This window comes from Rhodopirellula islandica, assembly GCF_001027925.1.
Classification (GTDB): Bacteria; Planctomycetota; Planctomycetia; order Pirellulales; family Pirellulaceae; genus Rhodopirellula; species Rhodopirellula islandica.
Genome location: NZ_LECT01000010.1, coordinates 33,031 through 59,272 on the forward strand (window position 1 = coordinate 33,031; position 26,242 = coordinate 59,272).

At 58.1% G+C, this 26,242-nt stretch carries 15 protein-coding genes; 4 read left to right on the top strand and 11 right to left on the bottom strand.

Going from position 1 to position 26,242, the window contains the following annotated elements:
* Positions 1 to 436 precede the first annotated feature (436 nt).
* On the top strand, positions 437 to 2,008 hold the full coding sequence (locus tag RISK_RS04585; RefSeq protein WP_047813091.1) for an outer membrane protein assembly factor BamB family protein: 1,572 nt from the start codon (positions 437 to 439) through the stop codon (positions 2,006 to 2,008).
* A gap of 178 nt (positions 2,009 to 2,186) precedes the next feature.
* On the top strand, positions 2,187 to 3,077 hold the full coding sequence (locus tag RISK_RS04590; RefSeq protein WP_047813092.1) for a dienelactone hydrolase family protein: 891 nt from the start codon (positions 2,187 to 2,189) through the stop codon (positions 3,075 to 3,077).
* A 393-nt stretch (positions 3,078 to 3,470) separates the two neighbouring features.
* On the opposite strand, the gene RISK_RS04595 is transcribed toward RISK_RS04590, so the two are convergent.
* The gene (locus tag RISK_RS04595; RefSeq protein ID WP_047813152.1) at positions 3,471 to 6,023 is read right to left on the bottom strand and encodes a c-type cytochrome; all 2,553 of its coding nucleotides are present in this window, start codon (positions 6,021 to 6,023) and stop codon (positions 3,471 to 3,473) included.
* A gap of 971 nt (positions 6,024 to 6,994) precedes the next feature.
* Between RISK_RS04595 and RISK_RS04600 the strand changes: the two genes are divergently transcribed.
* Positions 6,995 to 9,226, top strand: coding sequence for a coiled-coil domain-containing protein (locus tag RISK_RS04600; RefSeq protein WP_047813093.1), 2,232 nt, complete (start codon positions 6,995 to 6,997; stop codon positions 9,224 to 9,226).
* Positions 9,227 to 9,599: 373 nt separating this feature from the next.
* On the opposite strand, the gene RISK_RS04605 is transcribed toward RISK_RS04600, so the two are convergent.
* Positions 9,600 to 11,150, bottom strand: coding sequence for a glycoside hydrolase family 10 (locus RISK_RS04605; RefSeq protein ID WP_047813094.1), 1,551 nt, complete (start codon positions 11,148 to 11,150; stop codon positions 9,600 to 9,602).
* 570 nt (positions 11,151 to 11,720) lie between these two features.
* On the opposite strand from RISK_RS04605, the gene RISK_RS04610 reads away from it, so the two are divergent.
* Positions 11,721 to 15,242, top strand: coding sequence for a DEAD/DEAH box helicase (locus RISK_RS04610; RefSeq protein WP_047813095.1), 3,522 nt, complete (start codon positions 11,721 to 11,723; stop codon positions 15,240 to 15,242).
* Between the two features lie 627 nt (positions 15,243 to 15,869).
* Here RISK_RS04610 and RISK_RS04615 read toward each other — a convergent pair.
* The 9 genes from RISK_RS04615 to RISK_RS04650 form a co-directional block, all read right to left on the bottom strand.
* Positions 15,870 to 16,613, bottom strand: a complete 744-nt coding sequence (locus RISK_RS04615; protein WP_047813096.1) for a cysteine hydrolase family protein — start codon at positions 16,611 to 16,613, stop codon at positions 15,870 to 15,872.
* Positions 16,614 to 16,649: 36 nt separating this feature from the next.
* Positions 16,650 to 17,891 (bottom strand): Zn-dependent hydrolase, encoded by a 1,242-nt coding sequence (locus RISK_RS04620; RefSeq protein WP_047813097.1) that lies wholly within the window; start codon positions 17,889 to 17,891, stop codon positions 16,650 to 16,652.
* A gap of 5 nt (positions 17,892 to 17,896) precedes the next feature.
* Complete coding sequence (asnB, locus tag RISK_RS04625) at positions 17,897 to 19,816, bottom strand: asparagine synthase (glutamine-hydrolyzing) (RefSeq protein WP_047813098.1); 1,920 nt, start codon at positions 19,814 to 19,816, stop codon at positions 17,897 to 17,899.
* A 58-nt stretch (positions 19,817 to 19,874) separates the two neighbouring features.
* Positions 19,875 to 20,957, bottom strand: a complete 1,083-nt coding sequence (locus RISK_RS04630) for an aspartate/ornithine carbamoyltransferase family protein (protein WP_047813099.1) — start codon at positions 20,955 to 20,957, stop codon at positions 19,875 to 19,877.
* A gap of 4 nt (positions 20,958 to 20,961) precedes the next feature.
* Complete coding sequence (locus RISK_RS33340; RefSeq protein ID WP_261340210.1) at positions 20,962 to 21,093, bottom strand: hypothetical protein; 132 nt, start codon at positions 21,091 to 21,093, stop codon at positions 20,962 to 20,964.
* Positions 21,086 to 22,534, bottom strand: a complete 1,449-nt coding sequence (locus RISK_RS04635) for a sodium:solute symporter family protein (RefSeq protein ID WP_083434777.1) — start codon at positions 22,532 to 22,534, stop codon at positions 21,086 to 21,088. Before RISK_RS04635 ends, RISK_RS33340 begins: the two co-directional genes overlap by 8 nt.
* A complete protein-coding gene (locus RISK_RS04640; RefSeq protein ID WP_236696022.1) occupies positions 22,531 to 22,911 on the bottom strand; it encodes a hypothetical protein in 381 nt (126 codons plus the stop codon). The genes RISK_RS04635 and RISK_RS04640 overlap by 4 nt, the downstream gene beginning before the upstream one ends.
* Before the next feature lie 430 nt (positions 22,912 to 23,341).
* On the bottom strand, positions 23,342 to 23,836 hold the full coding sequence (locus tag RISK_RS04645) for a hypothetical protein (protein WP_236696023.1): 495 nt from the start codon (positions 23,834 to 23,836) through the stop codon (positions 23,342 to 23,344).
* Positions 23,837 to 23,898: 62 nt separating this feature from the next.
* Positions 23,899 to 26,205: a secretin N-terminal domain-containing protein gene (locus RISK_RS04650; RefSeq protein ID WP_083434778.1), complete on the bottom strand. Its 2,307-nt coding sequence runs from the start codon at positions 26,203 to 26,205 to the stop codon at positions 23,899 to 23,901.
* Positions 26,206 to 26,242: the final 37 nt, after the last annotated feature.

The following is a 26,242-nucleotide window of genomic DNA, read 5'->3' on the forward strand; positions in this document are numbered from 1 at the left end:
ATTTTGAACCGCAGCCTACAAAAAGTTCGCCGCCGGATGCCAACGGAATCTGGCGGATTCGAGCGGATCTGAGACGCCAGCATCTGCCGCGATTGGATGCCGTCCAGTCCGCCTGCCACGGGGCAAATCATGGGCCCAACGGTGCTTTCCGGACAGGCATTTCTCATGCATTGCTGTCCGAGAAGTGTAGAAACCTGGCCAATGTTGCGGGGTTCCACTCAATGTCCGAGCGGCATCGTTCGGCCCAAGTCGGGATCACCGACGGCTGATGGACGCCGTTTGGATGCGGCAAAGGGCAGTTTTGTATCGATCCAAACATCGCTTCACCAACCGGCCGCCGACTTCCCTAAACTTTCTGTCGTGGCCCGATGGGCTCGCGGTGCAACGAAGCCCCCGTGATTTCTTTTCGAACAGTCTTTTCCCAGGATTCCTACCGATGACCGGTTTTCAACGTTACTTGGTCGTTCTTTTGTCGCTCGTGTTGTGCGACTCCATTGTCGATGCCGAAGACTGGAGTCGCTTTCGCGGACCGAACGGATCGGGAGTCGCAACCAGCAGTGAACCGGTTCCGGTTCGCTGGAGCCCAACGCAGAACGTGCAGTGGAAGGTGGCTCTTCCCGGAGCAGGCGTCTCCAGCCCCATCGTGGTCGGCGATCGAGTCTTTGTGACCTGCTACTCCGGTTACGGGCTCGATCGAGCCAATCCTGGCGACATCACTGATCTGAAACGACATCTCGTTTGCATCGACGCCAAGTCAGGCGAAATGATTTGGGAGAAATCGATCGATGCGGTTCAGCCCGAGGATCCTTACACGGGTGCAGGCGTGCCTTCGCACGGTTACGCCTCTCACTCACCGGTGTCGGATGGTGAAAACGTGTACGTGTTCTTTGGAAAGACCGGTGCGTTCGCGTTTGATTTCGATGGCAACCAATTGTGGCACACCCCACTGGGAACCGAATCCGATCCGCACCGTTGGGGTTCTGCGTCCAGTCCTATTCTGCACGACGACAAAGTCATCGTGACCGCGTCTTCAGAAAGCCAAGCGCTCGTGGCCCTCGACAAAACGACAGGCAAACAACTTTGGCGTCAGGAAGCCAAGGGCTTGGATAATTTGTGGGGCACACCGGCGCTCGCGAAAACGGAAAGCGATGAGCTGGAACTGGTCGTGGGAGTCCCTGGCGAGATTTGGGGAATCAACCCTGACAACGGCAAACTTCGCTGGTTCGCTCAGGCGGGTGAATCGGACCAAGCCAACACCAGCGCGATCGTGGACAAGGGCGTTGTGATTGTCGTGGGCGGTCGAGGCAGCGGATCGATGGCGGTTCAACCGGGAGGCCAAGGGGACGTGACCGATTCCCATGTGGTGTGGACCGGTTCCGACGCAGGCCGATTCGCGACGCCGGTTGCATACAATGGCTATGTTTATTCGGTCGCGAGCGACGTGCTCTCCCGCACGAACACAGAGACCGGCGAAATGGAAGATCGAGTTCGCTTGTCAGGTGGAAGCCGCAGTTCAAGCGGTGGACGCGGAGGCTCGGACTACGCGTCGCCGATCGTGGCGGACGGGAAGTTCTATTACGTCAAAGGCAACGGCGACATGTTTGTGGTTGATGTGCAGGATGAACTGAAGCAACTCGCGGTCAATCGCACCACGACCGAGACAGAGTCATTCAGCGGGTCACCCGCGCTGAGCAACGGCAAGTTGTTCGTCCGATCGAACAAGCATCTGTACTGCGTCGTTGCCGGTCCCTTCGATGAATCGGCCGATCCGGCCCCCGCCACCGAAGCAGCCGACTCCAATGAGACCGCACAGCGCGGCGATCGAGGCCGTGGTGGCCCAGAAGGACGTGGCGGTCCCGGAGGTTTTGGACGCGGCGGATTCGGCAACCGAGGTGGTGGCGGTGATCGTGGCCGAGGCGGCGGACGCGGAGGCCCCGGCGGTCAACGCGAAGACAGCCGTCCCGATCGCCCTCAGCGACCGCCGTTGGAAGAAGCCACCAACCACTAAACCGTCCCTGGGCGGTGCCCAGGGCTATGATGTTCATGGCCTTGGGCCAATCAAACCAATCGACAAAACGCAACTCGGTCGGCCCAGCGGCATCACGGCGTGATCCCTCGCTGGGCACCCACCCAGTGATCGTGAAGTGGTGTGTTTTGAACTTGACTCGTAACCAGGAACCCAATCGATGAAACGCAAGACAGCCAACCAATTCGACCAACGTCTCCTCGATCTTTATGACGATTTCGCCCACGGGCGACTGACTCGGCGTGACTACATGAAGGGATTGGCCGCATTCGCGGTTGGCGGCGTCACGGTCGAAGCACTCGAAGAAAGCCTTTCGCCGAACTACGCCTGGGCCGAGCAAGTTCCCGCCACGGACCCGCGAATCAAAGCGGAAACGATCACGTATGACTCGCCTCAAGGCGGCGGGCAGATCAGTGGTCTGCTGGCCCGTCCGGCGACCGGCAACAAGTTCCCAAGTGTCTTGGTGATTCACGAGAACCGGGGACTCAATCCGTACATCGCCGATGTCACGCGTCGCTTGGCTGTTGCAGGTTTTCTGGCCTTTGCTCCGGATGCTCTGTCACCGCTGGGCGGCTACCCCGGCAACGACGACGATGGACGTGCGATGCAGGCTCGCCGCGACCGTGGCGAGATGACGGAAGACTTCATTGCCGCGGCCAAGCTGCTCGACACGCACAAGCTTTCGACAGGGAAAGTTGGTGCGGTTGGGTTCTGTTTTGGGGGAGGCGTGGTCAATCAACTGGCCGTCCGCTTGCCCGACGTGCTCGACGCTGGGGTGCCGTTCTACGGCAGCCAACCGGACGCCGCCGACGTGGCCAAGATCAAGACGCCGTTGTCGATTCAAAACGCGGAGCTTGACCGCCGCATCATGGCCGGCGCAGAAGCTTTCAACGAAGCCCTGGCAGCCAACGAGGTGCCTCACGAGTCACACGTTTACCCCGGCGTCAATCATGGTTTTCACAACGACACGACCCCACGCTACGACGAAGCCGCCGCCGAACTGGCTTGGAAACGAACGCTGGCATGGTTCAACCAACATCTGAAGGCGTGATGGCACAAGAAGTGAGTCGTTTGGGCGTCGGTCCGACGACAAGGCGTCAGCCACCTTCCGAATCCCCGTACGACGGTCTTCCAAGACCGTCGACCACCACGACATCACAATCCGAACGCGTCAGCGAGGGACCACACGGCATCCCCCCACGACGGCCCCGTCCGGGGCGACCATTTGTTTCTCGGCATTGGTCTCGGGGCTTCCGCCCCGAGCTAAGTGCGACGGCCCCTCCGGGGCGAGGGCGTGGAACCAAGCTCGCCTGTGTGGCTTGCTTGAAGCGTCGCCATCAGCGCACAAAAAAAACGACTCCGGAAAGCCTGGCTTTCCGAAGTCGTTTGGGGTGCTCGTCGTTCGCAGAATTGTTGTGCTCAGTGCGGTTCGTTCGAGGACGAATTATCGCGAGGCAACTGGTTGCGTGTAGATCGCGTGCTTGGCGTTGCCACCGGCTCGCAAGTAAGCCACCAAGTCAGCGATCTCTTCGGCCGTCAGGGTGTCCAACAAACCGTTGGGCATCATGCTGACCTGGGATTCTCGCGTTTGGATGACGCTTTCGCGGTCCACTTGAGCCAACGACGATGGGTCCAACATGTTGGTCATCACGTTCAAGACCTGGCCGTGCATGTTGATCACGCGGCCGGTGATGATGTCGCCGTCTTCGGTCAAGAACTGAGTGGAGCCATACTGATCGCTGATGACTTTGCTGGGTTCGATGATCGAAACCAACATGTCATGCGGGCTGTACTTGCCACCGGCACTGGTCAAATCAGGACCGAGGATGCCGCCCTGCAGCCCCATGCGGTGACACTTGTAGCAGGTCGCGGCTGCGAACATGGCTTTGCCGTTCGCAAAGTCAGGACGATGACTCTCATCGCTGACGACATCGACCAGATCCTCGACCTTCCATTCCTTGACGAATTCACGAGGTGGCCCGGCGGGAGCCTCGTCCGTTTGCTTTGGCTTCGCAAGCACTTCGACGAGTGATTTTTTGTCCGCATCGGACAAGCCATCGACCGTGACCTTTTTGATGTTGTCCAAGAAACCGCCGAACGACATGCCACCTCGAGCGGTTGCCATTTCATTGAACCACGCCAAGTACTGGCGACGCAGATCCATGTTCCAGCCTTCTTTGGCCGCTCGCAACGCCATCGCGTAGTGAATCTGGCTCTCTTGGCTGGGCGAATCTTCCAGAGCAGCCACAACGGCGGCGGTCGAACCGGGCACGTTGAGGTAAATCGCCATGATTGCCAATTCGCGGTCCAGCGAATCGACGCCCGAGGGGAACTGACCTTGGATCTTGCCGATCAACACGTCGCGTTGAGCCGCATCGAAGTCACCCAACCGCATCGCGACCAAACCAGCCGCACGCAGGAAGTCGATCTTTTGACTGGCGGTGAGCGTCTCGAGGTCAATCGAAGCCAACGCTTTGACCGCATCGGCTTGATCGGCTTTGTCACCGGTGCGAGCCAAAGCGACGACGCCGAGAATCTTGGCTTCACTGTCAGTCTGGCTCAGCACGGTTGCTTTCCAAGCCGCAGGCGAACGGTGTTCCAAAGCAATCCGAGCGGCGAAACGAATCGCACGGTCGTCGTGGCTCAGGTTTTCGATTGCCAACTGGATCGCGTCCTCTGCACTGACGGGAAGATCTTCGTCATCCACGTGCAGTGCTTCGATGCTTTGACGCAGTTCACGAAGCTGCTTGGCTTCGTCTGACAAAGCAATGACCTCTTCCGCTGCGTTGGCAGCGGCGATGTCACCGGTGTACTTGATCCGGTACAGACCACTTTGCGTGCCTCGTCCGCCAATCGCAAAGTACAACGCGCCGTCGGGGTGAATCACCAAATCGGTCACGGGCAGGGGAGCAGCGGTGGCGAAGGTTTCGTAGGTGCCGCTGTAGCTGGATCCGTCTTCGGTCAAATGAACCGCGTGGATGTTGCCGTAGCTCCAATCGGAAATGAACAGAGCGTTTTCGTACTTCTTTGGGAACTTGGCTCCGTAACCGAACACGATGCCGGTTGGCGAACCAGGGCCAATATCCACGGCGGATCCGAACGAGTCCGGGTAGTAGGCAGGCCATTTGCCGGTGCCGTTTCGCCATCCGAATTCGGAACCGCTGATCACGTGATTGATTCGTGTGGGACGGTACCAAGGTGTGCCGACGTCCCATTCCATGTCGGCGTCGTATGTGAACAGCTCGCCTTGACGGTTCAGGGCGATGTCATAGGGGTTTCGGAAACCGGTCGCGATCAATTCCACTTCGCTGCCATCCGGGTTCAGCGAGCAGATGAATCCACCGGGTGCCATCCGGTTGGCGTTGTGACCGCGAGCATCGGGCATGCGACCGAGCAGGTGATCCTCTTCCCAAACCTTGGGCACTCGCGAGTGAGCGATTTTTTCAGGCAGGTTGGTGTTGTTGCCTGCGACCATGACGATGCGTTTGCCATCGGGCGTCACGAGCAACGCGTGCGGGCCATGCTCACTGCCGCCATTGAGCGGAATGATGTGTTCCTTTTTGTCGTACTGATCGTCGCCATCGGTGTCGGTCAAACGCCACAGTCCACAGGGCTGGTCCCGAGCGTTGACGTTGGCGTAGAGCGAACCGAAAGCGCACAGCAACCCTTGGGCACCGACGAAATCGATCTCGAGTTTTTCGACCTTGGCTTCGCCCGAGCTCATGTCGATCCGGAACAGCCCGCCGGATTGGTCGCAGGCAATCAATCGGCCTTTGGGATCAACGGTCAGGCTGACCCACGAGCCTTCTGAGTCCGCGGCGACTTCGTGCAGCAATTCCACTTCGAAGCCTTCGGGGACTTTGAATTGCTCGGGGGGAGTGACGCCCAAACCGGCGGCCGAAACGGTTGAAAGTGAAAGTTGGCCCAATCCGAGCACGCCACACAGGGCGCCCAGCTGGACGATGGACGACGTGACCGAGCGAAGAAGCCGGGGCAACGAGTTTCCCGCGTGCGTGCTCGCAAAACCGCGGGCTGACGTGGAAGAACGGAGGGATTTCATGGGCGAAACATCTGCCGGGGGGAAGGGGGAGGGTGGGCGCGGTCACAGACCGCTTCCGCGAGCCGCCGCTCTCCAAGACCGCTCGCTGGGGAACGCTCGTTGGCAGGCTGCTCGCGAAAGTCCATATATTAACCGGCAGCCAACGGTATCGCCAACCAACACGCCAAAGATCTTCCCCGCCCCGGATGGGCCGGCGTGGAGGATGCGGTTTGTCCTCGCTTGCGTGTCGGGTTGTTGCTGGGGCGACGGTCTTGCAAGACCACCGTACGGGGGGATGCGGGATTGAGAGAGGAAATTGACAATTGGAAATTGGAAAATCTGAGCGGATCTGGAAGGTGGGTGGCACCTTACGGATGCACTGCAATCCTCGCCCCGGATGGGGCCGGCGCTCTTAGCTCGGGGTGGAAGCCCCGAGACTGGTGCCAGAAATCAAACGGTCGCCCCGGATGGGGCCGGCGTGGAGTTGGGGGCGTCCCTCGCTCACGCGTCGGGTTGTGATTGGCGGATGCAGAAGGATCTGGAAGGTGGGTGGCACCTTTACGGCTTTACGGCTTCGCTGCATCCTCGCCCCGGATGGGGCCGGCGTTCTTAGCTCGGGGTGGAAGCCCCGAGACTGGTGCCGGAATACAAACGGTCGCCCCGGATGGGGCCGGCGTGGAGTTGGGGGCGTCCCTCGCTCACGCGTCGGGTTGTGATTGGCGGATGCAGAAGGTGGGTGGCACCTTACGGCTTTACGGCTGCCTTACGGCTGCACCCGGGCAAGACGCCAGCACGTGTCCCAGCGAAGTGCCCCGAACAGGGGTTCACCTCCGGGTTTGGGCTCGACACGCCGACCGGTGGCTTGATACAGGCCATCTGGAGCGTGGTTTTTGCCACGCGTTCTCATTTGTTTGGTGTTGGTGTCTGCCATGAATACTTGGATCGGTATCCCATTTCTGTCCGCCTTTATGTTTGTCATGGGAGGCATTCTGGTTGGGCATTTGCTCTGGTATCGCGACCGCAGTCGCGACGTGAACGCCATCAAAGATGCAGAGAAAAAGTACGCGAAAGCCAAAGCGGTGGCTCGCAGTCGCAAGCATCACTTCCTGGGCCTGCAAGGCGACGTCGATTCGCTGCAATCCAGCCGTGACGAGCTGCAGGCCGAAAACGATCAACTGCGTCAATGGTTGAAAGACCAAAAGCAATTGACCCAGGGTGCCGAAACCGAACTGGGGCATCTGCGAGCCGAACACAGCCGCTTTGAGTTGGCCACCCAAGACGCCGAAAAAGCTCGCGATGCGGTCCACGAATCGCTGCAACAAGCCGAGCAAGAAATCGAGTCGCTGCGTTCTGCTCTGGCAGACAACGAAACTCGATTCGAAGAATCGGCTGCCAAGATGCGTGAGCTCGCCGAAACCGCCAATGCCACCGGCGACGAGTTGGCCAACCGTGAGAAGCAACAGGAATTCCTGAAGCAAGCCAACGAGCAACTGAAAACGCAAAACGAAGAACTGCAAAGTCAGATTGAAGTGACCCGCGGCGAAGTCTTTGCGGCCAACGAAGCACTCAGCTCGCTGCAGCAACAACAAACCACGTTGCAATCCGAACAACAGCACACCCACAGCCAGTTCCAGCAAATCCAAGCGGACCTGATCGCAGCCAATGAAGAAATCGATTCGCTGACCCAAGCCAACGAATCGCTGATTCAACGCATCGAAGAATCGATCACCCAACGCGACGCCGCGATTCTGCAACGCGATCAATTTGCAGCGGAACGCGAAAACGTTGCCAACGATTACGACGAAACCGGACTGCGATTCGCCGAACTGCAAACTGAATACGAACACCTTCGATCCCAACACGAAGCTGCGATCCAGGCGGCAACTCGTCACGAAGCAACCGTTCAAACGGTCCGCGAAGAATTGGAAGCTCGCACCGAAGAGGTCAGCGAACTCAAAACGGCTCGCACCCAACTGCAATCCACGCTTCAAGAACACGAACTGAAATTGCAAGCGTTGCAAGGCGAACGCGAAGAACTGGCGGAAGAACTCGACGAGCGAACGCTTCGCATTCAAGAGGCAATTGACGGCCGCGTGATCGCCGAAACGGCGTTGTCCGAGCTCGAAAAACGACTGGACCTGACCTTTGAAGACCTGAATTCCAAACTGGAAGACACGGCCTCGCAACTCGCCAGCACCGAAACCAGTCTGACCGAAACTCAGTCGCGGTTGACGTCCACCGAGGCCAAACTTTCCACCACCGAATCGGAACTGAAACAAACCCAAACGGAATTGGGTTCTGTTCAAGCCAATTGGAGCGACAGTCAATCTCTGCTGGCGGAATCGGAATCCAAGCTTTCGTCGGCCCATCAAAAGCTGACCGCTGCCGAATCGCAACTCGAGCAAACCCAAGCCGAATTGACGACGACGACATCGCGATTGGAAACCACCGAATCGTCACTGGCGGCTGCCATCGTTCAACGCGATCGACACGAGACAACGCTGCAGGAAATTCACGCTTCGACGGAACAACTGCGAAATGAAGCCAAGCAGCTCGAAGCTACCATCGAGTCCAAGGACAAAGCGATCGAGCAACTGCGAACGGACCTGCAAGAACAGCAAAGTGCTGTGACGCGTCACCGGGCGGAAATTGAACGTCTGGAATCCGTGCGTCCCGAGTTTGAAAAACTGAAGCAAACCGTAGCGGAACGCACCCACGAAACCACACGTTTGAATCAACAGTTCAAACAGCAGCAGCAACGCGAAACGCAGTTGCAAAAGGAAGTCGACGAACGCAACCAACAGGTGCAATCGCTGCGTCGTTCCCAAGAACAATTCGAAGCTCGGATCAATGAGCAAACCTCGCTGGTGCAACGCTTGACGCAAGAACTGAAGTCCACCAAGGACTCACTGCAAACCGCTCGCCAGCACGAACCCCGTGTGGCGACCATGCAGGCTCAGGTCACCGATTTGACCGCGGAACTCAAACGGGTTTCCGGCGAACTCGACCAAAGCCTCGATGCCAACGCCGAAATGCAAGAACGCATGCGAGTGCTCGAAGGCAAGTTGCACGAGAGTGCGGCGATCATGCGAGACCTCCGTCGCAAACGGGCTCACGTTCCTGTCTTGGATTCGAACGAAAACCAACGCCGCGCCGCCTAGCGTTGCAGGAATCCGTCTCGGGGCTTCCGCCCCGAGCGATGGAAGCCGGCCCCTTCCGGGGCGAAGATCATGAGCCGCACCTGTCGCATTTCGTTCCTCGCTCACCGGCCTGTTGATCGAATCCCAACCCGAAGCGTGAGCGAGGGATCGCGTGCCATTGCAACGAGCCTGTGGGTCCCTCGCTCACGCATCGGGTTGTGAACTCGAGCAAATCAACCAGCCGTCACGGTTGGTCGATTTGGCTGTAGGTTGGCCACTCTTGGCCGACATCCGCAACTCTGACGGGCAAGAGTGCTCATCCCACATGCGTTGAAACGTCGTTGACGACTCAATCGACAAGCCGGTCAGCGAGGCACCAACGCACCCTCCATGATCACATCAGCATTTCTTCGCGAATTTTGGTGAGGTAGGCCAGCATGGGACGTGGGCGGCCTTTGGCGTCGATCACGCCCGCGTGCGGGGTCAGGTGAGCGTGTTGGTCTGACCATCCATCCCACACCACCGCGTGAACGATTTGCTTGGATAGCAACGTTTGGATCAGTGGCTGCACAAATTCAAATTGAGCTTTGGCCCAGGCATCGGGGTCATCACTGATGTCTGGCGACAGCGGACGCGTTTGGATGGGCAATCGTGCTGACGCGTCTTTGCCGGGTGCACCGGCCACCGACAGCTGCACCATCAGGGGAGCATTCAGTGTCGCCCAGCGGTCAATGATTTGGCCGAACTCGACCGCCGATCGTGGATGCGTGTCACCTTCTTCGAAACCGAATCGGAAATTCAAGCCGATTCCGGCCAGCCCCAAGCCACTTCGTAGCAGAGCGTCGGCGAAATGCAGCGGGCTGATTCCCTGCTCATCCCGAGCCAGGTATTCGCCGCAGGGCTGATCCAACGACATCAACACGGGCGTGTTGGGATCGCAGCGGCGGATGGTTTGCAGGATCCCGATGGAGAACCGCATGACTTGTTCGTCATCGAACCCCAGCGGGCCGGCCACGTTCAACCCCGAGGCGGCGTTCCAAAGGTTCACGCGACCGCGAAAATGCTCGACCGTTTTTTCGACAAAGCTGATCGTCGTCGACATCAGTTTGTCAAAGTCATCGTCCAACAGCGTCAACCAATCCGGGAGCAACCCTTTGCGGTAATCAATCACGGGGCCACCGATCACACGCAGTCCCATTTGAGAACACGCCGTCAGGGCTTCGTCGACGGGTTCGTAATTGGGACGCCCGGAATCCGTTTCGATCTCGCCCCAATTGATCCGAACCGCGGCGGCATTGAACGCACGCGTGATCGTGGTTTGTTCATCGATCGAATTGCCCGCGCGACCCGACTGGATGTCGGGCGTGACTTCGGTGGCGGGCAGTGGCGGCAAGACTCCGACGGCCAACATCGTGCACAACCGGTTTTCACGACTGCGCCGATACGCGACGGACTGACTCGCGAACAAATCGCCGAGTTCATTCGACGCCAGCTCCAACGCCTCAATGGCCTCCATCGCCGCTTCGACGCACGAGGGGCTTTCGGGGGCACACTGGCTGGCATCCAAGAACCGCTTGGTGCCTCGTGTCAGCAAATCGTCGAAGCGATCGCTGAGCACCAACCCGCCGCGCTGCCACACATCGGCTTGCACTCGCACGCGGTAGCAGCTTCCTCGCGCCAATTCGACAAACAGTCGGTGGGGGTTGGCCAGGCAACGCAGGCTGCAGGTGCTGAGTTGGCGGTAGCCGATCGAGGGAATCGGGCAAGTCAGGAACAGTTTGGCGGACGTGTCGACACCACGGGTCAGGGTGAAGCGTCCGTTGGAATAAACGTTCCGAGACTGCCACGGCACACCTTCGATGCCGCACAGATACGCATCTTCCCAACGAGTCGATTCAAAGAACTCGTTCGCTGCGTCAGGGACATCAAAATGCATTTGCCCCATGGCAACCAGCGATTCAAAGACCGAACAAAATTTTATCGGGAAACGTCCGAAACGTCGCTCAGGACCATCCTGGCAACTGAGACGGTGTGACATTCCCGTGTCGCCACACCATCCTTCAGTCCCGACGCTCGTTCGAGTGATCAAAGACGCAAAATTTCAAGCGTCTGTGACAATCGAAGGACCGTCCGCGAATCCTTGCGAGCGAGAATCCAAACCAAGTGTCTGGCCCAAGTCTCGTTCTCAAGGAAATCCCGCACACACTGTGTGAACAACCACCTTTTTCCAACTCGACGGAAACAACCGAGTCGATCTCAAAAGGGGGCCGGGTGGGATGGATTGGCACGCGACCCGAGCCACTCCGCCGGCTTTCGCCTTGCGCAATCATGGTAGTCGGTTCGTCCGGCCGCTGCGAGATGGCTGGTTCCGAGCACAAGAGCGTCCGACGGGGGACGAATCACCCGTTGGGCCCCGCCAGGAAAGGTCCTCACTCTGCACCATCGCTTTCAATCGCTATCGCGTGTACCCTGTTTCGCTCGTTTTTTGAATTGCACCTTCTGAGAAGCAACACGCATGGACTGGATCGCGGAAGACCAACTCGGATCGCTCGGATTGCTGATGGGCGAGGCGGTGGAGCGTCTCGTCGATTCACACGATCAGGGTTTCGATTCCCGTGCAGCCATGCTGACGGTGAAGACTCCCACCCTGACCCAGGGCGACAACGGCGTTCGCTTTGATTTCCAGGTGGTAGGCAATCGAGAAAAGCAACAAACCGTTGCTCTCGAGATCGTTCCCCAAGTCGACGAGGACGATCCGGGAGGGGTCGGGGAATTGACCAGCGAGTGCCAATGCGGATGCGTGGCGTTCCTGCGAGACCAATCGTGCCCGCACACGTTGGCCGCGGCCTGGTGGTTGCAAGAACAAATCGCTCGGCGAAGCGGCAACGGCCAACTGATCGAATTCCTCGGTGGCCTGAAAGCCGATGCGGTCGCAGCCGGCAAGCAGTTCGTCGATGAACTGTTGCGACGAGCCAAAAATTCGCGGCCCCCATTGGCCGAAGACGCCGAGCCGACCCGATTGCAGTGGCGGGTTCGCGTCAACATGGCATCGCAAACGGCTCCGCTGACGATCACGCCGTTCGAACAGAAACAACGCAAAGGCGGCAAGGGTTGGACCAAGGGCCGCGAGGTCCGTAGCTTCGACCTGCTCGATCAGAACCTGCTGACCGATCCTCTGGACAGCAAAATCGCGTCGTTGACGTCGGTGCCCACCCACGGCGTTCACGATGACAACTACGCCATCTTCGAAGCCCTGCGGATGCTGGCAGGCCACGAGAACGTCGCGTGGGACGATCAAAACGCGTTGCCGGTGGAAATCTTCTGCAGCCAACTGCTGTTGACGCTGCAGCCGGTCGAAGTCGAAAAGTCCAACAAACCCAAAGCATCCAAGAGCCAATCGGACAGCGAAGCCCCGGCGAAGAAAACGCCTGCCAAAAAAGCAAAGAAGCGCTCGGGCAAATCGGCCAACGAACTGCTGGACAACGTGACCACCACGCTGACCATGCCAGAATCCGAACCGGAGCCCGTCCGCAGCGTTGCCCCGACTGACACCATGATCGTTGACGACCTGATCGCGGACGATGAAAAGGTCGAGGTTCAGTTTCAACCACGATTGTCGGTCGACGGAATCGACATCGATGTGCAGAAATGCGAAACCGTGGTCGGCGGATTGAGCCCGGTGGAACCGGCGATCATTTTGGCCGATGCCGAGGACGACCGAATCGTGCTGTGCACGCTGGCGGACCCGGCTGCGATTGGAATCATTCAGTTCTTGCTTCGCGGTGACTACCGCGACACGTTGCTCGATCACGCCACGGCATCGCGTTTGGCGCTGGCCGCAGGTTCGATCGATTCGCTGATCCGAGTGGAATTGCCTCCGCAACTGGCTGGCCCCATTGTGCCGGCACCGTGTGAGTTGGTGCTGCAAATGCGTCCTCGTCCCGGTGCGGGATTGAAGGTTTCACTGCGGGTGCACGAATCCCGACTGCGTGATTCGTTGGTGCCCGGGGACGCTCCCGAGTTGGTGCCGTGCTTGGCCGAAACCGGTCCGATCCGTCTGCAACGCGACTTGAAAGCCGAACTCGAAACCGCTGAAAAAACGATCCAACGTTTTGGGCTCAACCGACTGTCTCACGAGAGCACGATGGAGTGGGTCGCCCTGACCGATCACGCCGCCTTGGATTTGCTAGGTCGTTTGCACGATGCTGGCGATGAAGCCCCACGGATTGTTTGGCCCGAAGGCGAAACGTTCCGCGTGCGTGGCGAGATCACGCCGAAATCGTTGCGAATCAAAATCGATGACTCGCCGGATTGGTTCGGCATGACCGGCACCGTGACCGTCGACGGTGTCGACGTGCCGCTGCAAGATTTGTTGACTGCCGTCCGCGAAGATCGGCAACTCGTTCGAGTTGGCGATCGCCGATTTGCAAAAATCAGCGAAGCGTTCCGCAAGCGTCTGACGCAGTTGGGCGACACGCTGGTCAGCGAAAAGGGGCAACTGCGTTTGGCGGGTGCCGCCGTGCCGTTGGCTCGAGACGTGCTGGGCGACGACGTGACGCTGGAAACGACCGCAACCTGGCACCAAGCGATTGAACGACTTGATTCGCTTCAGGATTGGGCACCCGATCGCCCCGAAGGCTTGGACGCCACCCTGCGTGATTATCAGTTGGATGGTTACCGGTGGCTCGCTCGCCTGAGTCGCTGGGGAGTCGGCGGCGTCCTGGCCGACGACATGGGTCTGGGGAAAACGGTCCAGACGCTGGGCATCTTGGTGGAACGTGGCCCCACGGGTCCCGCGTTGGTCGTGGCACCGACCAGTGTCGGTGAAAACTGGGTGCGAGAAGCCGAGAAGTTCACGCCCGCGTTGACCGGCAAACTCTACCGTGATTGCGACCGCGACGAAGTCATCAAAACCTCAGGGCCCAACGACCTGTTGATCGTCAGCTATCAACTGCTGCAACGCGATGCAAAACGATTTGCTTCGCGTGCTTGGCACACGCTGGTGCTCGACGAAGCTCAGTTCATCAAGAATTCGCAGACCAAGACATCCCAAGCGATCCGAACGCTCCAAGCCGATTGGCGTCTGGGACTGTCCGGCACGCCGCTGGAAAATCACCTGGGCGAATTGTGGAGTCTGTTCCGGACACTGAGCCCCGGGTTGCTCGGTTCTTGGCAACGATTCCGAAGTCGTTTCGCGGAACCGATCGAGCGCCACAACGACGCGGATCGCCGCGAATCGCTCGCTCGCTTGGTGCGTCCGTTTGTGCTGCGTCGAACCAAAGACAAGGTGCTGAAAGAATTGCCACCGCGCACCGAGATCACGCTTCGTGCGGAATTGTCCGCTCCCGAACGCAAACTCTACGAAGACGCTCGCTTGGCTGCTCTGGCGGAACTCACCGCCGGTGGTGGTGCTCCATCGCACGAAGGTCGACGCCGTATTCAGACGCTGTCGTGGCTGACCCGACTGCGCCAACTCGCCTGTCACCCCTCCCTGGTTGAACCCAGCTGGAAGGGCACTTCGTCCAAGCTGCAACTGTTCTTGTCGCTGGTGGAAGAACTTCGTGAAGGCGATCACCGGGCACTCGTGTTCAGCCAATTCGTCAAACACCTCAGTGTCGTGCGAGCAGCCCTGGACGAACGTGGGATCTCCTACCAGTACCTCGACGGGGCCACGCCATCACACGAACGGCAACGCCGCGTCGATGCGTTCCAAAATGGCGAAGGCGATCTGTTCTTGATCTCGCTGAAAGCCGGTGGAACGGGCCTGAACTTGACCGCCGCGGATTACGTGTTGCACCTCGACCCATGGTGGAACCCTGCGGTGGAAGACCAAGCGACTGACCGGGCTCACCGCATCGGACAAGAACGCGCGGTCACCGTCTATCGCTTGGTCGCCGAGCGAACGATCGAGGAACAAATCCTTCAGCTCCACGCCGACAAACGCGAATTGGTGGCGGGCATTTTGGATGGCACCGATGCGGCTGCGAAATTGCAAACCCAGGATTTGATCGATCTGATCAAAGCCGAAATGAGCTGATCAAGGCGTGCTCGGGGCTTTCGCCCCGAGCGAACGGGGCGGCCCCATCCGGGACGATCGTGGACGGACACAATTCAAAGTCGGCCGGACCGAAGCGCCAAGCAGGTGTCATCGGGCATGTGAGCCGTTTGGGCGTTCGCCCCGGTTGGACGTGGGGGCAACAACGCTTCCCGAAACAGTCCCAATGACGAAAGACTCCTGCCGACCTGCTTAACGCTGGGCTGCGAAATGTTTGGTGTGATGGAACGCATTCGTGTGCGCAAGTTTTCATCCCGGTAGGGATTTCAGATGGTAGCCGTCGGTAAGCGATCGCGCCACCGACGGACCTGTAGCCCGCGCCGCCACTCTCCATCCCGCCGTGGCCGATGGCCACGGCGGGATGGAGAGTGTTTTTTGGGACGCTCGTTTTCCGGGGGTACGCTGCTACGCAGCAACTCCCGGCTACCATCTGACATCCCTACCGGGATGAAGAAAGACAGCAAGCCGGAAGAAAAATTGCATTCGCTATCCGAACGCCAACACCAAACATTTCGCAGTCCAGGCAAACACCCAAACAGCTCACAAGGTGACCCCCAATCATTCCTGCGTACCTGCTTAGCGGAGTTCCGGCAGCAATCGCCGTCTTTCTCAGCCGTCGGTCTTGGCGGGGATCAGATTCACGACCGTTTCGATGACTTCGCCGATCGTCATGACTCGCGCGTATCGGTCGCGAAGCGTGGCCAGCGTCGCGTTGTGCAGCTCCGGCGTCACGGTCGCACAGCAATCGTCGACCAGGGTCACGAGGTATCCCAAATCGCATGCGTCCCGAACGGTCGTTTCGACACATTCGTTGGTGTAGACACCGACCACAAACAGGGATTCGATGCCCATGTTCTTGAGCACGTAATGCAGGTTCGTGGAACTGAACACGCCACTGGCGGTTTTGTTGATGACGATTTCGTCGCGTTCGGGCAACGGCGCAACTTCCGTCAAGAACTCGGCCTCATGCGAACCGGGGGCCGCCAACAGATCCAAGCGTTTGTGACCTTTGCCACGATCTCGTCCGTCCTGAGTGAGCGACTGAATGCGAGTGTGGATGACCTCGAGGTTGCGACGCCGAAACGCTTCTTGCAGCCGCCGCACGTTGGGCAACACCGTTTCACTCAGCCGATCGAAGTAGTACTTCTGGCTCTCGTCTGAAACGCCGTGGTTGTTTCCTTCGGCAAAGACACCGCACCCCGGAGCCGCGTCGAGATACTGCAAGTCGATGCACAGCAACGCCGTGTGCCGCCCCACCAAAAACTCGCCGTGGGCAGGGTTGTCGACAAATGATTCGTGGTAGATTTCGCGAAGTGGATCGGGGTGTTCTTCGTGCGGTGCAAATTCGTTCATGGTGCGCTTTCAATGCGTTCAATCGGTGGTGCCGGACTACTCGGCAGATGGCCCAGCCATTTCAGCGAGCGAGTGGAGCAGCACATTGGCTCCGGCCTCGATGTCCTGCCAGGCGGTCCATTCCGCGGGCGAGTGACTTTGCCCAGACTTGCTGGGGACAAAGATCATCCCCACGGGAATCATTCTTCCCATGATTTGGGCGTCGTGGGCAGCCCCACTGGGCATGATTTCATACTCAAGTTGCAATTTCTCGGTCTGCTGCTGAATTGCCTTCACGATCGAAACGCCACACGTGACCGGACTGATCAAGCTCTTCTGTTCAAACTCGAACATCAAACTTCGCCGACGAGCGATTGCCGAGAGCGCCTTCCGAAATGCATCGGCCAGCTCCTCCAGCACCTCCATGGAGGTGTCACGCACGTCCAAGGCGAATTCCACCAAGCCGGGCACCGTGTTGGTGGCCCCAGGAAGAATCTGAGCTTTCCCGATCGTTGCCCGACTTCGGTCGCTGCCGTTCTCTTCCAAAATTCGTGGGATCTCATGCGCGAAATCGGCCAACCCCATGAACGCATCGTGCCGCATGTCCATTGGCGTGGTTCCTGCGTGGTTGGCTTCGCCTTTGAGCCGCACGGACCAGGTGAACAGTCCCGTGATTTGGTCGACGACCCCCACGGATTTCTGCAGCCGATCCAGCACGGGCCCTTGCTCGATGTGCATTTCCAAGTAGCAGTGCAGGGCCTCTGGATCTCTCGCCGCATCCAACGCCGCGACGGGGTCGTAACCATGGCGAGCCATTTCATCCTGCAACGGAACGCCATTCATGTCGGTCATCGTCGCGATCATTTCCGGGTTGATTTGGCCGCAGACAGATTGCGATCCGAACATCCCGCCGAAGCGACCTTCCTCGTCACTGAAAGCAATCAGTTCGATCGTGCGTTCGAGCTGGACACCGGATTCCTTCAAGCAACGCAGGCATTCCAAACCTGCGACCACGCCCAGCGTCCCATCCAATGCCCCGGCACAAGGAACGGTGTCGATATGAGACCCCACCAAGACTCGCGGCAAATCGGTTTTTCCAGCGAGGGTCGCCGAAATATTCGCGGCCCCATCCATCGCGTTTGGCAATCCCGCGGCCTGGATCCGGTCGATCAGCCAACGTTTGCCCTCGATGTCGGCGTCCGTGAACGCCATCCGGTAGATGCCATGGTCTTCTGAATTCCGGCCGATCTGCGAGAGTTCCAGGATATCGGCTTTGATCCGTTCCAGATTCACTTGCATGGCAATCAATCCACTGCCGGCAAAGGCAGACCCTCAACGTACTGGCCTTGAAGCATGTGCAATTGCAAGACGTGATTCATGACGATGTCATTGCGACGCGCGATCGTGCCATCGCTTTCTTTCCAGGCATCGTCGATGAACTGCATCAACTTGCCGTGCTCAAAGAAGCCCAACGAGGCGACGCGCGAAGGTGTCAGCCAATGATCAATCATCTCTTGCACGGCGGCGCGTTTCACCGGGTCGGTGTGAGCTGGCGGTGCCATGAAGGCAAACTTTTTGCGTTCGTACAGTTCCCGCGGCAACACATTGACCATCGCCTCGCGGAGCACCCATTTTTCAACCCCATTGCGGATGCGAATGTTCGGCGGAATCGTGGTGGCGTACTCCGCGACATGGTGATCCAGGAACGCCGGACGGGCTTCCATGCTGTTGGCCATGTCCATCCGGTCACCGCCCCAGGTCAGAATCTGACCTTCCAACATCGTCTTGCTCCACGTGTACTGTGACACGTCCAAACGATGGCGACCGCGAACTTGAGCGGGATCGATGGCACGGGCGACTTCGCCGACCGGGTCGTATTCCCGCAAGAGATCGGTGAGCGAGGACGACAGGATCGGCTCAAATCGTTTCAGCACCATCATCCAGGGTTGGATCCAAGACGGTGTGAACCCGCACAGGTCTTGCCAAGCACTGTGCTGCAGATCTTCTTCGGCCAAGATGGCACCGGCGAAGATGCCGCCTTCATCGTCGCGGCCCAGCCAATCTCGTTTGAAGAACGGGTAGCCACCGAACAGTTCATCGCTGCCTTCCCCGGTGATCACGGCTTTGTAATTGCAAGCTCGAACGCGGCGGCTCATGTGCCATTTTGCAACCGCCAACGTGTTGTAGAAAGTTCGCTCGGCATGCCACGTGGCTCGTTCGAAAGCCGGGCCATAGAGTTCCTTTTCCGTGAGTCGCAGCAACTCTTGTTCGGCACCGGTGCTTTCCGCCATCCGTTTGGCGATGTTCGATTCGTCGTACTCATCACTGTCGAAGGCGATTGTGAAGGCTTTGACAGGCGACTGCTGCAGCGTGTTGGCCAGCCCCAAAATGGAACAACTGTCGATCCCGCCCGACAAATAACATCCAACGGGCACGTCCGCTTCCAAACGCGTCGCGACGGCGTCGATCAAGCGATCCTGAACACCTTGGATGAACGGTTCGGGATCCGCGTTCTCGTCATGCGATTCGGGGAATTCAAAATCCCACCAACGCTTCGTTTGCACCTCCAGTGAGTCACCGTTTTTCTGGACCACCAGCATGTGCCCAGGCAGCAACGCTTCGACGCCTTCAAAGGCAGTGGATCCCGGCACCATGACCTGCATCATTTGGTGAACGGCGGCCTTGGGACACATCCGAGGTTCGATGTCAGGATGCTGCAGGATCGATTTGACCTCAGATCCCCAAACGATGCCGTTGTCATTGACCGCGTAATACAGCGGCTTCACACCAAATCGATCTCGAATCAGAACCAAACGTTCCTTGCGGTCATCGTAAAGCACCACAGCAAATTCGCCGCGAAGGTGATCGACCATGGCGAGATCGTGCTTCAGATACAGTGGCAGCGTGATCGCACTGTCGCTTTTTCCGTTGCACTTGTATTTCTCACAGGCCAGCGACGTTCGAATGCGTTTGTAATCGTACAGCTCGCCGTTGACCGTGACCGCGTAGTCACCATCGTCGGTTTCAATCGGCTGATGACCACACGCCAAACCAATGATCGACAATCGGGTGTGCCCCATCGCCAGCCCGCGTTCCTGAAACAAACGGCTGCCGCGCTCGTCAGGACCGCGGTGGTCCAAAACCTCGAGCATCGGGTCAAGCGCAAAACGCAATTCGCGTTCGTTGGTACGGGATGGATTCCAAAATCCGGTGATGCCACACATAAATGGTGTTGGTGATTCGTAGAGATGGATGAATAGAAAGAAGTGAACGACCGCGAATTCAGATGCCGCTGATCCGATCGGTTCGATCCAAAACGGCCGCCAACAAAGCCTGCCGAACAAATACCGCGCCAGCCGCCTGGGCGAAGTAAAGATTGTGGTCGGTCTCGTCCAAGTCCTCGCTCAACTCAGCGTTGCGAGCGAGCGGGTGCATGATCACGGCACCGGGCTTGAAAGGACTGCTCGCATCCAAGCTGTATCGTGAGTCGAGATTGCGATAGCTGTCGCCCAAAAACGCGATCGAGTTCACATAGACGACATCCAATTCGGGCAGGACCTCTTGGACATCGTTGGTGATTTCAATGGGAATGGGTGATTGCTCGATCGGTTCCGTCAAATCCAAACCGACCGGGTCGGCCATCTCGCTGATCAACGTGATCTTGCTGACCGCGCCCGCGAACATCAGCGACAATCGCAAGAAACTCTTCACCGCTCGCATCGATCCCGGCGTGCCGATGATTCCCAGGTGCACTCGTTTTTCCGGTGGGCAATGTTCGGAATGCAGTTCGGGTCGCCACTTCAGCAACGCATACCAATCGATCAACGCTTGAGTGGGATGGTGCCCCGAACCGTTGCCCGCGTTGATCAACGGCCTTTTCAAGTTCTTGCGAATCTCATCCAGGCTGTCCGTGTCCGGGTGACGCATGATGACCACGTCCCCGTAGGTGTTGAACATCTCCCCGATGTCCGCCAGGGATTCTCCCTTGGCAATGCCAGTGACCTGACCATCGGGCACGGATAGAACTTTTCCATCCAGTCGCTGCACCGCGCTTTCAAACGACAACCGTGTTCGGGTGCTGGGTTCAAAGAACGCCGTGATGGCGATCTTGCCGTCCAGCGGTTTGTCCATTTCAACGTTGCGGGACTCCAAGAGAGCCGCCAACTGAGCAATCGCCAAAATGGTGCGTCGGTCAAACTGACGCGGGTTCAGAATCGATTGCCCCGCGAGCGACTTGAGCGTCTCGCGGTCAATAACCCCGTCGAACGCGTCCAGCAACGACAGCGGCGACAATTTCTGTCCCTTGGAGTTGGTCGCCGTTGCACTCAGTGCTTCGGACACTTGTTGGTTAGAAAGTGAATTCATTGGATTACCAGATTTGCTTGTCTCGCAGGTCGATCCACAAAAATCCGATCAGCACCGCCACGCCGAGCACACAAAGCACCAGACTGCCAATCACTAGAAACTGAAAGAAGAAAACCGAAAACATCAGCTCAGTCATCCGCCAGAGTATCGAATTCGAAGTTGTCTGGCCAAAAGAAGCAGCAGACGGCAAACGTGATCCCTGAAACCGCCGCCCCAATCAACGATGCCGTGAACCAACCGATTTGGAAATACGCCACCAAACCCAATGCACTCCCCAGGACCATCGAGGCACACGCCGCGATGGGACTGGCCGAACGAAAATACAACCCACACAACACCGGCCAAATGCAACTGCCAACCAACGGCCCGGCAAAGAACAGGACCGTCGCCAGCGACCCCACGTTCGGATACGCGGCCACCCAGGCGATCGCCCCCAACCCAATGATAGCAACGGCTGACCACCTGCGTTTGGAGGGATCGGAGGCATGTTTGTTTGTGACGCGTCGCTGAATCGGTTCGGCGATGTCATTGACGATCAAATCTGATGTCGCGGCCAGCAAACTATCGATGCTGGAAGCCAGCGAGCAAAAAACGACGACAAAAACGAGCAACGCACCGCCGGTCCCCAGCAAGGTTGCAGCAACCAATGGTCCCGCGGTGTCCGGTTCGCTGATTCCAATCCCCAGTGCGGGCGCGGCAAGACCCAGGAACCCTGCCACGATGGGGACGGGCAACCAGAGCACGCCGCCCAGTGCATAGGCCTTTGGACCGACACCTTCACGCATCGCAAACGCGCGACTCCACCACACGTTGCTGTGAAAAATTTCACCCAATCCAAACAGCAAGTTATTGAAAAGTGCCATCAACGCCGCCGGAAAGAACGCCGACAACAGCATCGGACGCTCGTTGCTGAGCTGTTCATGCACCTCTTGGATTTCGACCTGGGTCAAGACCGCAACCGCAACCACGACCAATCCAGCCAAGATGATCAGACTCTGAATGAAGTCGGTTCCGATCACCGCGTACATGCCACCGAACAAGGTGTACGCCACGCACACCAGCACAACGACGGACATCCCAACCTCGTAGGGAATGCCTGACAATACATTCAGAAGTTTCCCCCCCGCCATCGACATGGAAACCAACCAAGTCACCGCGTAGAACAACGAGATGATCAAGAACGGGACCGTGCCCAACCACCCATAGCGACGACGCATGAATTCGACCGCCGTGTACCCCTTGGGCATCAATTTTCGAATGCGACCGCTCATCGGAGCGAAAGCGAACAACCCAAAGCTCGCGGTGGAATACGCCAACATCCCCCAAATCCCAAGCTGCAACGCGTACTGCGGCGCCAGCATCGTCGTGTTGGAAGTGATCCAGGTTGCGACCGCCGTCGCGGTTCCCATCGCCAGGCCCACGTTGCGACCGGCCACCGCGAAACCGTCGTACGACTTGGCTTGCCGGCCCCACCACCAACCCAGTGCAATCCACAACACGCCGAACATTGCCAGCAGGATGTATCCCGCTTCGGCACTGAGAATCGCTCCGCTTGCTGCCAACATCAGGCTATTCATGATCGGGTTCCTTGCACGATCACAACGACCACGGCCAAGAAAACAAGAGCGCCGATGACGAGCAGCACCATCGCCTGCCAAACCGGCCAGTGCAGAACCTGCACCGTTGCAGGCATTTCCGAGCGTGCAATCAATTCGCCTTCTGCATCCAACGCCTCGACGTGATAGCGATACATTCCATCGGGCAGCCCCGAGACAAACGCGATCGGCAGTGTCCCCTCATAGACGACACGCTGAGCGGAATCCGCCATCCCAACCGACGGCTCAAGCGTTCCCGAATCCTGGCCATCCAGTGAACCGGAACGGACCGTTGCGCCGTCGCTTGGATCCAGCTCATAGACTCGAAAGGAACCCAGCGATTCGCTGGCATTCGTCACATCCCAAGTCAACTGGAAGTAACCTTCGCGAGCGACCAGGGGCTGTTCAAGAAGACTTGGTTGAAATGCGACCGAGATGGTGGAATCAAAACCATCCGACGGTTCTTGACCGGCAACAGGCGAGGCCTGAACCAGAAAAATCCACCCGATGACCGACAGAAAAGCGGTGAAAAACGGGCGGAAAAACGATCTGCCTCCAGGGCAACAGATAATTCATTTCCGTCGGTGTGATGCGAGCAGTCCCAAATGCCTTGGCCGGTTCGCGTTGAGAACATTTCAAACGCAAAGCGTATCAGATGGCCTGTTTCGAAGAAACCGCCACCGTCCTCAAGGATCGCATCCACCCCAAAAAATTCATCTGTGTCCAACGCGAAATCGCACCCCAACGTCGAGCAAGAAAAGGCGTCTCGGACAAACTTGGTTGCTAGCTTCAGGGCGACTGAAACATGCTGGCTTCCCAGATGAAGTTCCCATTCTTCAAACGCACTCTCGGTGGGATCACCGCCAAGACTTCCGCACCACCCACCGTGTCGCCTGCGGAGACAAACTGCGTTTCTTCGCCGAAACGAATGATGGCACGTGTTTTTCCCACGTCGGCGAATCCGAGCACGACGTATTCGGACGCCTTGGTCGGCTTCACAACCGTGGACGGTGCCGATTGGTCGATGTGAAAGGGGTCCTTGCGATCAGGGAACGGCGGAACAAACCGAATCGCCTGGTTCCCCGGAACAGTCTTCAAGCCCTGGTCGCGAATCCCCAGATCCGACTTCGTTTTCTGGTCTTGCATCGCGACACGCCGAATCGTGTCGATCGACTCGGGATCGACTCCACACCCCGGCAGCACCACGATCTTCACGAACAACAACACGAATGCGATTGCCCATTTCAAACGAGTCGAACGCGGCTTGACCGACTTTTTCGACATGGTTTTCTTGTTGGTCTGGCTTTCCTGGGAGATCGACTCCCGTGTCAAACGTTGCTCCGCCATCACGGTTGCTCCAACGGATGAATGTGCACCGGTGGGTACATCGATGGTGTTCCCAGCATGTGGGTGGCCGAATCACCGGCTCGCAATGGTTCATTGACGGTCGACTCTTCCAACATCATTCCATTGGAATGAAACATGACCGAATCGGAGGGCACGGCCTCGGAGGTCGCCGCCCCCGAAGGCACGGAGTCAAATTCGTACAGAGGCATCATTTGCCCAGGCACCACCGGAGCGGGATTCATCAATCCGGGATAGGCGAACTCCATCGGTGCAATGCCTTCCCCACCCAACATTTGAAGTTCGTTTGTGCCACCATTCAGACGCACTCGGGGATGGTGGTTGGGACAATTCAAATCGTAACATTCGGGAGACTGCGGGCACACAGAAGCGTACGGGATCGAATCCAACTGACGAGTGGCGACGCACTGGGCTTGTCGTGACCGTTCGTTCCCATGGTCGTAGGGTGAAATGATTTCGGGTTTCAAAAAGACGATCAGTTCGCTTTCTCGCACCTGGGTGTCGTGGCTGCGAAATAGTTTGCCGATGTATTTGAGATCCCTCAGGTAGGGCACGCCGCTGACGTCTTCGATGATTCGTTTTTGCCGCAAACCACCCAACGTGAACATGTGGCCGTTGGCGACCCGCACGGTGGTTTCTGCGGTGCGACTGTCGATCACCGGGTTGTTTTCAATCTCGCCCACTTGGACGCTGTATTCGGGCTGAACCTTCAATTCGATCGTGTTGTCGTTGCTGATCCGCGGGGTCACCTTGAGGATGATCCCGGCGTCCTTGAATTCGACCTGGGCGAAGACGACATTGCTTCCTTCAGCAGGCTGAGCGGCGACAATCGGGATCTGCTGAACGATTTTGATCGACGCTTCCCGGCGATCAATCGCGGTGATCGATGGATCGGCCAACAGCTTGGCTTCATCACTGCTGTCCAAAGCGCTGAGCAGGAAGCTGGTGTCAAAGTTGTCCGTCAAGGTTCGAATGCCCATCGTGGTGGCGCCACCGGAACCAAGCGTGCCAAAGGTCACCGCTTGCTCCACGTTGCCAGCAAAATCAGCGAGCGCCGATTCATCGGTGGTGTTCAACCGAAAACCGCGTCCCCAATTGACCCCCAGCATTTCGAGCTCTTCCAAACTGACGTCGTAGATCAACGCTGTGATTCGAACCTGAGCACGCGGCACATCCAGTTGCTTGAAGGCTTGCGATGCCAAGTCCAACTGCGCGCGATTGCCTTTGATCATGATGCGGTTCTCCGCTTCATAGACCGCCACGATCGTGCCTTCCCCGAGTGCCTCCTGAAGTGACTCACGCATCTCCGAGGCTTCGGTGAACTGAGGCGTCAAATAGATCAACTCCGTCGCCAGCGTGTCATAAACACTTGGTGCCCGCGCTCCTTGACGATCGGTGGAGGCCCCGCCGCCCGAGGTTTCGCCCCCGGTTCTGCTACGTGGCATCGCCGCTTCCGGTGACATCGCAGTCAACATTTCTTGCACGCGGTTGATGTTGGTCTTGTTGTCGACGACCAGCATCGCCCCCCGTCCAACCGCTTGGATTCGGCCGCGATCGGACAACAGCAACTGCGCCGCGGAGATCGTGGCACTCATCTCGTTCTCATCCGCGGTTTGAAAACGCAATGTTCGTGACTCGAACTCCGGACTTCCTGTGCCCACTTCATCCAGCGGCAACACCACCAAACTGTTTCCCGCGGCGATGTAACCGTAGCCGGACGAGGTCAAAATCGCGGACAGCACGTCCCGCAGAGGAGCGTCCTTGAAGACTCCCGAGACATCGCCGGTCACCTTCTCACCGGCCACGATATTGATGTTCCAGAGATCCGAGAGCAGGAAAACCACTTCTTGCAGTGACGTTTTGCGAAACGTGATGCTGCCTCGCTGCAACAGAACTTCCTCAATCGCCAGGGGAGGCCCGGTCAACGAAACGGAACTTCGGGGTGTGAGTGTCTCGGCAACGCCGTCGGACTCAACACTGGATTCGGTGTCAGGCGAATCAGTGGAGGAGGTCGCCCCCAAAGCAGGACCTGCCATCGTACTTGTCGCCGTCGTCACGCTGGCTTCGACGTTGGTAGCAACCGTTGTCTCAGCCGCGGTCAACGTCGAACCGCTCCATGTCATCCCGAGCATCGTCAACGACACGCCGATGCCCAACGAGGCTGATTGAATCAATCCCACAAGCGCGCGTCGAGTTCTCACACAACGCAAGGTCATCGGACTCGCGAGCGAATCGCTCGGAGTTGAAATGACAGGTTCAGCTTGTGACGCGGAGCCTTCCTTGGCCATGCGTTGATTCCTAATGGTGAAAATGGTGTGGGCCGAC

Coding starts and splice junctions, on each gene's coding strand:
- RISK_RS04620 (WP_047813097.1), bottom strand. CDS start 17,891: ATGCAAGTGAATCTGGAACGGATCAAAGCCGATATCCTGGAACTCTCG.
- RISK_RS04585 (WP_047813091.1), top strand. CDS start 437: ATGACCGGTTTTCAACGTTACTTGGTCGTTCTTTTGTCGCTCGTGTTG.
- RISK_RS04635 (WP_083434777.1), bottom strand. CDS start 22,534: ATGAATAGCCTGATGTTGGCAGCAAGCGGAGCGATTCTCAGTGCCGAA.
- RISK_RS04650 (WP_083434778.1), bottom strand. CDS start 26,205: ATGGCCAAGGAAGGCTCCGCGTCACAAGCTGAACCTGTCATTTCAACT.
- RISK_RS04630 (WP_047813099.1), bottom strand. CDS start 20,957: ATGAATTCACTTTCTAACCAACAAGTGTCCGAAGCACTGAGTGCAACG.
- RISK_RS04605 (WP_047813094.1), bottom strand. CDS start 11,150: ATGGGGCAAATGCATTTTGATGTCCCTGACGCAGCGAACGAGTTCTTT.
- RISK_RS33340 (WP_261340210.1), bottom strand. CDS start 21,093: ATGACTGAGCTGATGTTTTCGGTTTTCTTCTTTCAGTTTCTAGTGATT.
- RISK_RS04590 (WP_047813092.1), top strand. CDS start 2,187: ATGAAACGCAAGACAGCCAACCAATTCGACCAACGTCTCCTCGATCTT.
- RISK_RS04645 (WP_236696023.1), bottom strand. CDS start 23,836: ATGTCGAAAAAGTCGGTCAAGCCGCGTTCGACTCGTTTGAAATGGGCA.
- asnB (WP_047813098.1), bottom strand. CDS start 19,816: ATGTGTGGCATCACCGGATTTTGGAATCCATCCCGTACCAACGAACGC.
- RISK_RS04610 (WP_047813095.1), top strand. CDS start 11,721: ATGGACTGGATCGCGGAAGACCAACTCGGATCGCTCGGATTGCTGATG.
- RISK_RS04600 (WP_047813093.1), top strand. CDS start 6,995: ATGAATACTTGGATCGGTATCCCATTTCTGTCCGCCTTTATGTTTGTC.
- RISK_RS04615 (WP_047813096.1), bottom strand. CDS start 16,613: ATGAACGAATTTGCACCGCACGAAGAACACCCCGATCCACTTCGCGAA.